This window comes from Cellulosimicrobium cellulans (assembly GCF_042723955.1).
Classification (GTDB): domain Bacteria; phylum Actinomycetota; class Actinomycetes; order Actinomycetales; family Cellulomonadaceae; genus Cellulosimicrobium; species Cellulosimicrobium cellulans_H.
Genome location: NZ_JBHXIC010000112.1, coordinates 1 through 12,437 on the forward strand (window position 1 = coordinate 1; position 12,437 = coordinate 12,437).

Genomic DNA, 12,437 nt, shown 5'->3' on the forward strand with positions numbered 1-12,437 from the left:
TTAAATTAACCGCCCACCACGTTTATATAAACCAAAATTTTGGTGGGCAGGTTTTTTTTTTTAAAAGAGACGGGGGTTCGGCGGGGTGGGGTCAGGCGATCGAGGGCTCCTCGGGCGCCGAGACGGTGAACACCGCGCCGGCGATGAGCGGCACGGACGTCACGCGGCGCTCGAGGTCGTCGAGGCGGCGCGCGACCGACGTCTCCGACTCGTCGCCGCGCAGGTCCACGCTCGCCACGAGGTACAGCGCGCGCGGGCCCACGTACTCGAGACGCAGGTAGGTCACGCGCTCGACCTCGGGCAGGTCCCGGATGCCCTCCAGGACGGCGGCGCGCGTCGCGGGCATCGCGGCCTCGCCCACGAGGAACCGGCGGTTGCGGTCGATGAGCACGACGGACACCACCGCGAGCACGAGGCCGACGACGATCGACCCGATCGCGTCCGGGACGGGCGAGCCGGTGAGCTGGTGGGCGAGCACTCCGCCGAACGCGACGACGAGGCCGACCAGCGCGGCGGCGTCCTCCGCGTACACGGCGCGCAGCGTGGGATCGGAGGTCACGAGGACGTGGTGCAGCGTGTCGCGGTCGGCCGCCCGCGCCTCGTCGCGCGCCTGGCGGCGGGCCCGGAGGAACGACACGCCCTCGAGGACGAACGCGAGCGCCAGCACGGCGTAGGCGACGCCGTAGTTGTCGGCCGGCTCGGGGTGCACGAGCTCTTGGATGCCGTGCGTGATCGAGACCCCGGCGCCCACGGCGAACAGCCCGATCGCCGCGAACATCGACCACACGTACGCCTCGCGGCCGTACCCGAGCGGGTGCTCGGGGTCGGCGCGGCGCCGCGAGCGCTTGTCGGCGACGAGCAGGAAGATCTCGTTGCCGGTGTCCGCCCACGAGTGCACCGCCTCCGCCAGCATGGACGCGGACCCCGTGATCGTCGCGGCGACGGTCTTCGCCCCGGCGATCAGCGCGTTCGCCAGGAACGCGACGACCACGGTGACGGTGCTCTCGCCGCCGTCCTCCGGCCGGGCGACCCGGGGGTTGCGCGACTCCGGCTGCGGCGGGGCGGGCGTGGGGGCGTCGGCCATGCTGCCGGTCTACCAGCCGTGCTCACGGCCCGCGCGCGGAGCGCAGGCCTCCACCCCTCGGTAGCGCTCACCGCCGGCGCCCGCCGGCACGTACCGTCGGCGCGTCAGCGCTCGGAGGTCTCGCTCGCCGAGGGCCCCACGTCACCGGCGGCCGTGTCGGCGGTGTCGGCGAGGTCCACGTCGCCGGGGGCTGCGGACTCGGCACCCTCGCGCGGCGCCGGCCGACCAGCACTCCCGGCGCCCTCGTGCTCGCCGACGTCCTCACGCTCGGCCGCGTCCTGGTCGCGCGTGAGCTCGTCGACGACGAGCAGGTCGGTGCGCACCTTGCCGGTCCGGTACCCGGCGCGGCCGACCATGTGCGCCGCGACGGGCGACGTGAGGAGCTGGAAGATCACGACGAGGAGCAGCGTCGCGACGGCGCCCCACGAGCGCAGCCGCAGGCTCAGCCCCGCGAGCACGAGGATGAGCCCGAGGACCTGCGGCTTCGTCGCGGCGTGCATGCGCGCGAGCAGGTCGGGGAAGCGCACGACTCCGACCCCCGCGGCGAACGCGAGGAACGCACCGCACAGCAGGAAGACGGCCGACGCGACGTCGGCCACGGTGGTCCAGAACGCTGTCGTCGGGTCCATCACCGCACCTCCCCCTCGGGCGACCCGCCGTGGTGCTCGGGGTCGACGGCCGCCTCGCGGTCGGTCTCCTCCGCCTCCCGACGAGCGGCGTCCTCCGCCGCGACCTCGTCCGCCGTGCGGATGCGGCCCTCGTCCTCGGGCTCGACCGACGCGAACCGCGCGATCGTCACCGAGCCCACGAACCCGACGAGCGACAGCACGACGAGGATCGGGATGGTGTCCGTGCGCCGCGAGAACGCGGCCTCGAGCGCGATCGCCCCGACGAGCGTCGTCGTGAACACGTCGAGCGCGACGGTGCGGTCGAGCATCGACGGACCACGCTCGGCGCGGAAGGTCGCGAGGCTCGCGCCGACGGCGAGCAGCGCGGCGCTCGCGATCACGACGACGAGGTACACGGTGTCGCTCATGCCTCGGCCACCTCTCGCGACGACGGGTCCCGGTACAGGCCCGCGGCGCGCAGCTCGTCGTTGGACGCGAAGGCGAGCAGCACACGGGCCTCCAGGGCGAGCGTGTCCTCGCGGACCTTCTCCACGCCGCCCGCGGACTCGACGTCGAGCACGTGCAGGTAGAGCATCCCGGTGAGGCGGTGGGCCTCGACGACGATCGAGCCCGGCACGAGCGAGGAGAGCTCGGCCGTCATCGTCAGGTAGATGTCCGACGGGTTGCGCAGCCGCACGCCGACGACCGCGCCGCGCGGGGTGTGCCGCGGCGTGAGCGCGAGCAGGCTCACCTGGAACGACGCGACGACGAGGTCGGCGACGAAGCGCGCGACGAGCACGGTGAACGGCCAGGGCCGGAGCTTCCCGCGCGCCGCGATCGACGGCAGCGGGAAGAACGTGATGACGGCGAAGCCGAGGATGACGCCTGCGAGGACGTTGCCCCACGACAGGTCGCCCCAGAGCATGACCCAGACGATCGTCAGCCACAGGATCGTGCGCCACTGCGTGGTGACGCGCGCGAACCAGCCGGAGGCGAGCGCGCGACGGCGGCGGTGCAGGCTCATCCGTCCCCTCCCCCGGTCGTCGTGGCAGGCTCCCCGCCGTCGGTCTCGCCGGTCGCGACCTCGTTCGACTCGCCCTGCCCGCGGTCGGAGTCGCCCGGGAACACGGCGTCGACGTACGTGTGGCCGTCGAGCAGCGTCGCGGCCGCGCGCTCGGTGTACGAGTAGAGCGGACCGGCGATCACGGTGAGCGCGAGGCCGAAGGCGACGAGCGCCGTCGCCGGGCCGACCATGCCGCGCGGGAGGCGCGCCTCCGCGGGGATCTCGACGGGCGCCGTCTGCCAGAACGCCTTGTTCCACGCCTTGACGATCGCGTACAGCGTGAGCAGCGACGTGACGACCGACCCCACGACGAGCGCCCAGGCGAGCGGCGTGCCCTGCGCGACGCCCTCCTCGAGGAGGCCGACCTTGCCGAGGAAGCCCGACAGGGGCGGGATCCCGGCGAGGTTCATCGCGGGGATGAAGAACAGGATGGCCAGCCCCGGGGCGAGCTTGGCGAGCCCCCCGAGCCGGTCGAGCGACGTCGAGCCGCCGCGGCGCTCCACGAGGCCGACGACGAGGAACAGCGTCGTCTGGACGGTGATGTGGTGCACGACGTAGAAGATCGCGGCGGCCATGCCCGGCTCGGACGCGAGCGCGATGCCGAAGATCATGTAGCCGATGTGGCTCACGAGCGTGAACGACAGGAGTCGCTTGATGTCGTTCTGCGCGACGGCGCCGAGGATCCCGACGACCATCGTGAGCAGCGCGAGCCACATGAGCACGTCGTCGACGACGCTGTCCTCGGGGAACAGGAGCGTCTGGGTGCGGATGATCGCGTAGACGCCCACCTTGGTGAGCAGGCCGGCGAACACCGCGGTGACGGGCGCGGGTGCGGTCGGGTAGGAGTCGGGCAGCCACGCGGACAGCGGGAAGATGGCCGCCTTGATGCCGAACGCGAGCAGCAGGAGGAGCTGGATGGCCAGCGCCACCCCCGGGTCGATCTCGGCGAAGCGCTCGGAGAGCTGCGCGAGGTTGACCGTGCCCGTCGCCGCGTACGTCAGCGCGATCGCGGCGAGGAAGACGATCGACGACAGCAGCGCCACGACGACGTAGATCGATCCCGCCCGGATGCGCTCGCCCGTGCCGCCGAGCGTGAGGAGCACGTAGCTCGCGGCGAGGAAGATCTCGAACCCGACGTAGAGGTTGAACAGGTCGCCCGAGAGGAACGCGTTGAACACGCCCGCCGCGAGCACCATGAACGTCGGGTGGTAGATCGCGACCGGCGCCTCCTCGTCGCCGTCCGCGACGCCCTGCGCCAGCGAGTAGAGCAGGACGCACAGCATGACGAAGCTCGAGACGACGAGCATGAGCGAGGAGAGCCGGTCCGCGACGAGGTCGATCCCGACCGGGGCCGCCCAGCCCCCGACGTCGACGACGATGGGCCCGGAGTCGGCCGCGACGAGCAGCCCCACCGACGCCGCGAGGACGAGCGCGAGGGCGGCGACCGTGATGAGCCGCTGCGCGCGCGGGTGGCGCCACAGCGCGAGCGCGGCGCCGGCCGCGACGAGCGGGAGGACGACGGGCAGCGGGACGAGCGCCGCGGCGGTGAGGCTCATCGCGGCTCCTTCCCGTCGTCGCTGCGGTCGTCAGGTCGTGGGTCGTCCGGGCGGTCGTGCCGGGCGTCGTGGTCCACCGCGGCCTGGGCGGCCGGGGACGACGGCGGCTCCTGCCCGTCGGTGATGCCGTCGCCGTCGCCGTCGGTCTCGTCGCGGACCTCGGCGGCCTCGTCGTCCAGGCTCGCGCCGCTCTCCTCCGTGTCCGCGTCCTCGAACGCGGGTGCGTTGCGCGCGGCGTGCCGCGCGACGCGGCGGTCCTCGAGGTCGTCCTGCACCTCGTCGTGGCCGTGGAGCTGCCACGACCGGTACGCCATGGCGAGGACGAAGGCCGTGATGCCGAGCGTGATGACGATCGCGGTGAGCACCATCGCCTGGACGAGCGGGTCGCTCATCTCGTCCTCGGGCGTCGTGCCGATGAGCGGCGCTCCGCCGGCTCGCCCGCCCGCCACGAGGAACAGCAGGTTCGCGCCGTTGCCCATGAGGATGAAGCCGAGGAGGACGCGCGTCAGGCTGCGCTCCAGCAGGAGGTAGACGCCCGCCGCGAAGAGCACGCCGATCGCGAGCACGAGGACGACGCTCGGGGTCATGTCGATGACGTTCACCGTCGGCCACCCCCGATCGAGTCGGGCTCCATGGCCTCGAACGGCCCGGTGTCCTCGCCGGGCTCGCGCCCGGCAGCGGCGCGCTCGGCGTGGCGGTCGATCTCCGCCCCCAGGGTGCGCAGGATGTCGAGGACGAGGCCCACGACGACGAGGAACACGCCGACGTCGAAGAACAGCGACGTGACGAGGTGGATCTCCCCGACGAGCGGGAGCGCGATGTCGTACGCGTCGCTGCCGAGCACGTTGCCGGTGAGCAGGAACGCGACGAGCCCCACGCCCGCGGACAGGAACAGTCCCGTGCCCAGGAGCAGACCGGGGTGCACCGGCGCCGCCTCCCCGAGCTCGTACCGCCCGCCCGCGAGGTAGCGCACGATGAGCGCGATGCCGACCACGAGCCCGGCCGCGAACCCGCCGCCCGGCGCGTTGTGGCCGGAGAACAGCAGGAAGAGCGCGAAGACGATCATCGCGTGGAACAGCACGCGCGTGACGACCTCGAAGATGACCGAGCGTCTCTGGGGCGCGAGCGTGCGGCCGGCGCTCAGCCAGACGAGCATGCGCGGCTGGTCCGTCTCCGTGACGCCACGGCGGCGCAGCGCGGCGCCCGGGTCCTCGCCCCCGCTCCACACGCCCGAGCCGGAGGCCGTCGTCGCGGGCCTGGCCCCGGACGCCCGCAGGATCTCGCCGCTGCGCGTGCGCAGGAAGACCAGGGACGCGACGCCCGTGGCCGCCGCCAGGAGGACCGAGATCTCGCCCATCGTGTCCCACGCGCGGATGTCGACGAGGGTCACGTTGACGATGTTCTTGCCGTGGCCGTACTCGTACGCCTCGGCCGGGAAGTCGACGGAGACGGGCGTCGCGACCCGCGCGAGCGGCGCCACGACCGCGAAGCCCATCATGACCACGGCGACGGCCAGGCCGATGCCCAGGCGCACCCACCGGCTCGCGGCGAGCGGCCGGTTGGAGAAGTAGGCGGGCAGACGGCGCAGCACGAGCACCATGACGACGAGCGTGATCGTCTCGACGAGGATCTGCGTCAACGCGAGGTCGGGTGCTCCGTGCAGGAGGAAGAGGACGCCGTTGCCGTACCCCGCGATCCCGACGAGGATCACGGCCTTGAGCCGGCGGCGCGAGCGCGCGGCGAGCACCGAGGCGATGCAGATCGCGGCGACCGCGACGAGCTGCGCCGGACGGTCCCAGGCCTTGAGCTGCTCGGGCCACGCCGTCTGCAGGACCATGACGACGCCCGGTCCGAGCACGAGGACCACGAGGATCGCGCCCAGGTAGAAGGGCAGCGAACCGCGCTGGGTGACGGCGGTGACGTCCGCCGCGAGGTCGTCGAGCTTGCGCATGACCTTGCGGTACGTCACGTCGGCCTCGGGACCCGTCCACAACGACGCCTGGAAGCGCTCGACGCGCGCCCGCTGCCAGAACAGCACGACGCCGACCGCGAGGACCAGGACGGTGAGCGCGAGCGCGGGGGTGAAGCCCGCCCACAGGACGAGGTGCCCGGGCTCGCCCACGGGATAGGTGTCCGCGTAGGGCGCGAGGAGATCCTCGCCGAAGTGGGGCACGAGCGCGGTCGCGAGGCCGAGGACCGCGAGCACGACGGCCGGGCTCACGAGCAGGAACGGCTGGCGATGGATGCGCGCGGGGTCGATCGGCGGCTCGTCCGCCGCGACGGCGGGGCCGCGCGCGGCGCTCGGACCCAGGCCGACGTGCTCGTTCGCGCGGGACGGAGACGTGCCGAGGTGCCGCTTGGACGCGAACGCGCCCCACCAGAACCGGATCCCGTACGCCACGGTGAACATCGACCCGACGACGACCGCCCACAGGACTACCGTGTCGACCCAGACGGGTCCCTCGCCGTGCAGGAGCGACTCGAGCGCCGCCTCCTTCGCGACGTAGCCCGCGAACGGCGGGAGCCCGATCATCGACGCCGTCGCGAGCCCGCCCGCGACCGCCGTCCACGGCAGGGCCCTGCCCACGCCCGTGAGACGGCGCAGGTCGCGCGTCCCGGTCGCGGCGTCGACCACGCCCACGACGAGGAACAGCGACGCCTTGAACATCGCGTGCGCGCCGATCATCGCGAGCCCGGCGAGCGCCGCGCCGCGCGTCCCGAGGCCGACGAGCAGGATGATGAGGCCGAGCTGGCTCACCGTGCCGAACGCGAGCACGAGCTTGAGGTCGTACTGGCGCAGCGCGCGGTAGCCGCCGACGAGCAGCGTGCCCGCGCCGAGCCCGATGACCAGGGACCGCCACACGGTCGTGTCGGAGTAGGCCGGCGCGAACCGCGCGACGAGGTAGACGCCGGCCTTGACCATCGCGGCGGCGTGCAGGTAGGCGCTCACCGGGGTCGGCGCGGCCATCGCGGCGGGCAGCCAGAAGTGCAGCGGGATGAGCGCGGACTTGCTCGCCGCGCCGACGAGGAGGCACACGATCGCGGCCGTCACCGCGCCGCCCGTCGGCGGGTCGGCGATGATCTCCGACATCCGGAAGGTCCCGCCCTGCACCCCGAGGATCACGACCCCGACGAGCATCGTGAGGCCGCCCGCCGTCGTCACGATGATCGCCTGCATCGCGGCGCGGCGGCTCGCCTTGCGGTCGGCGTAGTGGCCGATGAGCAGGTAGGAGAAGACGGTCGTGAGCTCCCAGAAGACGAACAGGAGCAGCATGTCGTCCGCGGTGACGAGCCCGACCATGGCGCCGGCGAACGCCGTGAGGACGCCGCCGAACCGCCGCAGACCCTGCGCGGTGGGCGAGAAGTAGGCCGAGCAGTAGACGAGGACGAGCGCGCCGACGCCGCCGACGAGCAGCAGCATGAGCCACGACAGCGTGTCCATGCGGAAGGCGAGCTCGAGGCCCAGGCCCGGGACCCATTCGACGACCTGCGTCGGGTGCTGCCCCGACATCACGCGGTCGGTCCAGGCGAGCGCGTAGACCGCGGCCGACGCCGGCGCGAGCGCCATGACGAGGAACGCGCGGCGACCGAGGAGAGAGACGAGTGCAGGCGCGCCCAGTGCCATCACGAGATGGGCAACGAGCACGTAGAGCACGGGCCGCTCCGTCCGGGTCGGGGGCGGGTGGGCGAGGTAGGGCGTCGGTACTGCGTGGACTTGTCATCGTCGCACCTGCGGAGGGAGCCGCAGGCACGACAGTTCACGGCGACGGCGATGCCGTGCCGCGAGCCATTTTACCGACTCCTCAGCCCTGCACCGCCTCCGAAGCCCGGACCGTGACCGATTCCTCAGTCTCCCGTCACAGATCCTCGGGGTCCACGAGGAACTCCGCCTCGTCGGCGATCTCGCCCCCGACGGCGTCGTGCAAGGTCCGGACCACCTGCGCGACGACCTGCGCCGCGCGCTTGCGCGCGACCTGGTGGTCGAGCGACGGCTGCTCCTGCTGGGACTCGACCAGGTCCCGCGGCTCCCAGCGCACGCGGTAGCTCACGGCGCCGTCCACGGTCCACGGCAGGCCGCGCAGCAGGAGCGGCAGGGCTTCCTCGCCGCCCACCTCGACGGCGACGAGCCCGTCCATGCCGAGGTCGACGATCAGGCCGTACCCGTCGAGGACCGCGCCCGTCGTCAGCGCCTTGATGTCGACGTCGTCGGCGGCCGCATGGATCGCGCGCCGCAGCGCGGGGTCCATCTTCTCGCCCGGGTACAGCGGCAGGTCGGCGATGCCCTTCGGCGGACCCTCGTACGACTTCCCCTCGGTCGCGAGCCGCGTGCGGGGGTGCGACCGGGCGACGAGCGCGAGCGCCGCGTTCGGGTCCAGCCAGACGTCCGAGTACAGCGTCATGTCGATCGCGACGCCCGGGTCGGGAGTCAGGACGACGCCCGGGCCCGCCGGGTTGCCGACGTCGGTCCGCACCGACCCGCCGAGGCGGCGCGCCGCCGCGACGAGGAACGCCACGACCCGCTCCTCCTCCCGCACCGGCAGCCCGCCGGGGAACGCGCGCCCGATCCCGTCGCGGTCCCCGCCGCCCGGGTAGGGGACGTCGCCACGCTCGCGCGGGCACACGACGTCGAACACGAGCGTCGTGCCCGGCGGCAGGCCGGTCCCAGGGCCGGCGTACGGGCCCGTGATCGTCGTGTGGCGCGACGTGCGCAGCACGCCCGGCGCTCCCGGTGCCGCCGTGCGGGCGGGCGGCACGAGCGGCTCGGTGCCCTCCGGCGCGACGTCCCAGCGCGCGCCCGCGAACCGGGACAGCGCGAGCGTCTCGACCTCGTCGACGACGACGTCGGCCGGGAGCCCGAGCAGGTGCCGCGCCTGGTACGACTGCGCGGCGCCGGGTCCGTCGGGGTGCGGCAGCGGCGGGAGGGGGCTCATGCGGTGCGGTCCTCCGGTCCTCGGGTCCTGCGGGGTCGAACGGCGTCCGACGCGGCGTGCCGCGCTCAGACGTCGGTGCGGTGGAAGCTCTGCCACGAGCGGGAGGCCGTCGGGCCGCGCTGGCCCTGGTAGCGGGACCCGTAGACGCTCGACCCGTACGGGTTCTCGGCGGGCGACGACAGGCGGAAGAAGCAGAGCTGCCCGATCTTCATGCCGGGCCACAGCGTGATCGGCAGCGTCGCGACGTTGCTCAGCTCGAGCGTCACGTGCCCGGAGAAGCCGGGGTCGATGAACCCGGCCGTGGAGTGCGTGAGGAGGCCCAGCCGGCCGAGGCTCGACTTGCCCTCGAGGCGCGCGGCGACGTCGTCGGGCAGCGTCACCGCCTCGAACGTCGACCCGAGCACGAACTCCCCCGGGTGCAGCACGAACGGCTCCGCCGGGTCGACCTCGACCAGGCGCGTGAGGTCGGGCTGGTCCTGCGACGGGTCGATGAACGGGTACTTGTGGTTGTCGAACAGCCGGAAGAACCGGTCGAGGCGCACGTCGATGCTCGACGGCTGGAGCATCGCCGGGTCGTACGGCTCGAGCTGGACGCGGCCGGCGTCGAGCTCGGCCCGGATGTCGCGGTCGGAGAGCAGCACGGGCCCACGCTAGCCGACGACGGCGCGTGCCCGGACCGGGTGCCGAACCCTGGATCCGCCGTCACCCCACGCTGCCGAACCCGGGGATACGGGTGGGTTCGCCGGGGGCCCCAACCGCGGACCCGGGGTGGGCGGGGGGGCAGGCGCCCAGCGGGGGGCCGGGCGTGTGGCCCGCGTTTGTGACCCCGTTCGAGGTCAGGTAGAGGATGCCCTCGACGAGGCCCCAGATCGCGATGATCGGAGCGGCGAAGCCGAACGACAGCACGGACACGAGCAGCATCGTCAGGCCGATGCCCGTGTAGCCCAGGTAGAACCGGTGGATGCCGAGGCTCCCGACGAGGATGCCGAGCAGGCCCGCGGCGAGTCGCGACTTGGCCTGGGGGTCGTACGCGGGGTCGAAGCCCGGCTGCCCGTACGCACCGGGCTGCGCGTACCCCTGCTGCTGGCCGTAGCCCTGCTGCGGGTAACCCTGCGGGTAGCCCTGCTGCTGGGCGGCGCCATAGGGCTGCCCCTGCGGCTGACCGTACGCCGCCTGAGCACCGGGCGTCCCGTACGGCTGCTGGCCGTAGGCGTCCCCGGAACCCTGCTGCGGCTGGCCGTACGCGTCGCCGTAGCCGGGCTGCTGGTCGTGGCCCGGCGTCGTGCCCGACGGCGTCGCCCCGCCCCCGTAGACCGGGTCGCCCGGGGCCGGGGTCCCCTGCGCGGGGTCGGGCTGCTGCTGGTACGGGTTCTCGGACAAGGCTGCTCCTCCGGCGTGCGCCGCACACGGGCGCGGATCGGGTCGTCGTGCGGTCGGGTTCTGGCATCACCGGCGACGTCCGCTATGATCGGGGCGCGCGCTGGTTCGCCGAGGATCCTCCCAGAGGGCCCGGGGCGGACGCCACCAGCGCCGCGCGGGTGTAGTTCAATGGTAGAACTTCAGCTTCCCAAGCTGATAGCGCGGGTTCGATTCCCGTCACCCGCTCAGCGCTCGAGAGCCCCGCACCGGTCCGGTGCGGGGCTCTCGTCGTCCGTGCCCAGCGAGCACGGCGCCGAGCCCGGGGTTGCTCCTCACGGCGACGGTGACGTGGGGAACGACCCCGGGCTCGGCGGTCAGGGTGGGCTTCAGCCCAGGATGCTGCCCGCAGCCTTCGCCGAGGCCGCGAGCGAGCCCGTCAGCGGCAGGTCCGGGAGGATCACGGCCTGGGCGGCGTGGTAGACGTCGGGCTTGCCGACCCACGTGACGCCGTCGGGCCGGTTGGCCGTGTCGAGCTCGTGGTGCCACGAGCCGCGCTCGGGGTCGACGAGGAACCGGTCGATCCACGCCCACCAGCCCGCGGCGGCCTCGGCGAAGCGCGACTCCCCCGTGACCCGGCCGAGCACGTCGGCGGCGGCCACGGCCTCGGCCGCGACCCAGTGGTAGCGGCGCGGCTCGACGGGCACCCCGGACCAGTCGACGGTGTACACGAACCCGCCGCCGTGCTCGCCGTCCCAGCCGTCGGCGACGGCGCGGTCGAACAGCGCGACCGCGGCCTCGGTGCGCGCGCCGGGAGTGCCGGACGCGATGTCGACCTGGAGGAGGAGACGCGCCCACTCGAGCCCGTGCCCCGGTGTCGACCCGTACGGCTTGAACGGGTCGCGCGGGCGGTCGGCGTTGTAGTCGGGCAGCGGGTTCCAGTCCGCGTCGAAGTGCTCCGGGATGCGCCACTCGTTCTCGCGCGCCCAGCCGATCACGCGGTCCGCGATCGACGCGGCGCGGCCGAGCCACTCGGCGTCGCCCGTCGCGTCGTGGGCCGCGAGCAGCGCCTCGACCGCGTGCATGTTGGCGTTGACCCCGCGGTACTCGTCGAGCGTCGTCCAGTCGCGCGACCACTCGTCCGCGTGCATCCGGGGCCCGGGCTCCCAGAACCGCTCGTCGAGCACTGCGAGCGCCGCGTCGAGCAGCTCGCGCGCGCCCTCGCGACCCGCGATCGTCCCCGACGCCGCGGCGAGCACCACGAACGCGTGCGCGTACGCGCTCTTCGTCCCGTCCACGGGGACGCCCTCCCCCACGTCGAGGTCGCCCGGACGGCGCGCCGGGCCCCGCGAGGACACCCAGCCGCCGTTCTCGGCGTCGACGAGGACCGCGCGCAGGCCGTGCAGCGCGGCGTCGGCCCGCTCCCCCGCCCCCGGCACCCCGAGCAGCGACGCGAAGGAGTAGACGTGCGCCATGCGCGACGTGATCCACGTGTGCACCGGCTGAGACAGCTCGGGTCGCCCGTCGTCGTCGAGCCACTGCGCGGCCCCGTCGGCACGCAGCGACGCCTCGCCGAAGCGCAGCAGGTCGGCGAGCTGGTCGCGACGCCAGCGAGCGCTGCCTGCCGTGAGGTCGCCCAGGGGGTCGAGGGAGGGCGTGGGCTGCTCGGACGGGTGCTCGGTCATGTCTCGGTCCTTCTCGTGCTGGGAACGTGGTGCCGCACCGGGCGCGGTGCCGGTACGGCGCGGTGGCCCCCGGCGGTCATACCCGGGGCCCCCCCGGGGGGGCTTGCCCCCACGCCCCCCCGGGCGTATAAAAAAAAGTAGCAGCCCCCCAGAT

At 73.5% G+C, this 12,437-nt stretch carries 11 protein-coding genes and 1 tRNA gene; 1 reads left to right on the top strand and 11 read right to left on the bottom strand.

The window, feature by feature from the left end; translation table 11 throughout:
• Nucleotides 1-91: 91 nt before the first annotated feature.
• From ACFWH7_RS19245 to ACFWH7_RS19290, 10 genes are all read right to left on the bottom strand, one after another.
• Nucleotides 92-1,084 (bottom strand): cation diffusion facilitator family transporter, encoded by a 993-nt coding sequence (locus tag ACFWH7_RS19245; RefSeq protein WP_378218983.1) that lies wholly within the window; start codon nt 1,082-1,084, stop codon nt 92-94.
• 104 nt (nt 1,085-1,188) lie between these two features.
• Entirely contained in the window at nt 1,189-1,713 is a 525-nt protein-coding gene (mnhG, locus tag ACFWH7_RS19250) for a monovalent cation/H(+) antiporter subunit G (protein WP_378218985.1), read from the bottom strand.
• Nucleotides 1,713-2,120, bottom strand: coding sequence for an MrpF/PhaF family protein (locus ACFWH7_RS19255; RefSeq protein WP_378218987.1), 408 nt, complete (start codon nt 2,118-2,120; stop codon nt 1,713-1,715). Before ACFWH7_RS19255 ends, mnhG begins: the two co-directional genes overlap by 1 nt.
• Nucleotides 2,117-2,716 carry a Na+/H+ antiporter subunit E gene (locus tag ACFWH7_RS19260; RefSeq protein ID WP_378218989.1) on the bottom strand — a complete coding sequence of 200 codons (600 nt, stop codon included), beginning with the start codon at nt 2,714-2,716 and terminating at the stop codon, nt 2,117-2,119. The genes ACFWH7_RS19255 and ACFWH7_RS19260 overlap by 4 nt, the downstream gene beginning before the upstream one ends.
• Complete coding sequence (locus ACFWH7_RS19265) at nt 2,713-4,311, bottom strand: Na+/H+ antiporter subunit D (RefSeq protein WP_378218991.1); 1,599 nt, start codon at nt 4,309-4,311, stop codon at nt 2,713-2,715. Before ACFWH7_RS19265 ends, ACFWH7_RS19260 begins: the two co-directional genes overlap by 4 nt.
• On the bottom strand, nt 4,308-4,898 hold the full coding sequence (locus ACFWH7_RS19270) for a Na(+)/H(+) antiporter subunit C (protein ID WP_378219003.1): 591 nt from the start codon (nt 4,896-4,898) through the stop codon (nt 4,308-4,310). Before ACFWH7_RS19270 ends, ACFWH7_RS19265 begins: the two co-directional genes overlap by 4 nt.
• An 11-nt stretch (nt 4,899-4,909) precedes the next feature.
• Entirely contained in the window at nt 4,910-7,966 is a 3,057-nt protein-coding gene (locus tag ACFWH7_RS19275; protein ID WP_378218993.1) for a Na+/H+ antiporter subunit A, read from the bottom strand.
• 202 nt (nt 7,967-8,168) lie between these two features.
• Nucleotides 8,169-9,242, bottom strand: coding sequence for a hypothetical protein (locus ACFWH7_RS19280; RefSeq protein ID WP_378218995.1), 1,074 nt, complete (start codon nt 9,240-9,242; stop codon nt 8,169-8,171).
• 65 nt (nt 9,243-9,307) lie between these two features.
• On the bottom strand, nt 9,308-9,883 hold the full coding sequence (gene dcd / locus ACFWH7_RS19285) for a dCTP deaminase (protein ID WP_378218997.1): 576 nt from the start codon (nt 9,881-9,883) through the stop codon (nt 9,308-9,310).
• 61 nt (nt 9,884-9,944) lie between these two features.
• Nucleotides 9,945-10,622: a TM2 domain-containing protein gene (locus tag ACFWH7_RS19290; RefSeq protein ID WP_378218999.1), complete on the bottom strand. Its 678-nt coding sequence runs from the start codon at nt 10,620-10,622 to the stop codon at nt 9,945-9,947.
• Nucleotides 10,623-10,776: 154 nt separating this feature from the next.
• On the opposite strand from ACFWH7_RS19290, the gene ACFWH7_RS19295 reads away from it, so the two are divergent.
• Nucleotides 10,777-10,847: transfer RNA gene (locus tag ACFWH7_RS19295), tRNA-Gly, on the top strand.
• Between the two features lie 140 nt (nt 10,848-10,987).
• On the opposite strand, the gene ACFWH7_RS19300 is transcribed toward ACFWH7_RS19295, so the two are convergent.
• Nucleotides 10,988-12,283 (bottom strand): AGE family epimerase/isomerase, encoded by a 1,296-nt coding sequence (locus tag ACFWH7_RS19300; protein ID WP_378219001.1) that lies wholly within the window; start codon nt 12,281-12,283, stop codon nt 10,988-10,990.
• Between the last annotated feature and the right edge of the window lie 154 nt (nt 12,284-12,437).

What these genes read in the sequence shown, in the direction of transcription:
- ACFWH7_RS19245 (WP_378218983.1), bottom strand. Translation starts at nt 1,084, where the DNA reads ATGGCCGACGCCCCCACGCCCGCCCCGCCGCAGCCGGAGTCGCGCAAC.
- mnhG (WP_378218985.1), bottom strand. Translation starts at nt 1,713, where the DNA reads ATGGACCCGACGACAGCGTTCTGGACCACCGTGGCCGACGTCGCGTCG.
- ACFWH7_RS19255 (WP_378218987.1), bottom strand. Translation starts at nt 2,120, where the DNA reads ATGAGCGACACCGTGTACCTCGTCGTCGTGATCGCGAGCGCCGCGCTG.
- ACFWH7_RS19260 (WP_378218989.1), bottom strand. Translation starts at nt 2,716, where the DNA reads ATGAGCCTGCACCGCCGCCGTCGCGCGCTCGCCTCCGGCTGGTTCGCG.
- ACFWH7_RS19265 (WP_378218991.1), bottom strand. Translation starts at nt 4,311, where the DNA reads ATGAGCCTCACCGCCGCGGCGCTCGTCCCGCTGCCCGTCGTCCTCCCG.
- ACFWH7_RS19270 (WP_378219003.1), bottom strand. Translation starts at nt 4,898, where the DNA reads ATGACCCCGAGCGTCGTCCTCGTGCTCGCGATCGGCGTGCTCTTCGCG.
- ACFWH7_RS19280 (WP_378218995.1), bottom strand. Translation starts at nt 9,242, where the DNA reads ATGAGCCCCCTCCCGCCGCTGCCGCACCCCGACGGACCCGGCGCCGCG.
- ACFWH7_RS19300 (WP_378219001.1), bottom strand. Translation starts at nt 12,283, where the DNA reads ATGACCGAGCACCCGTCCGAGCAGCCCACGCCCTCCCTCGACCCCCTG.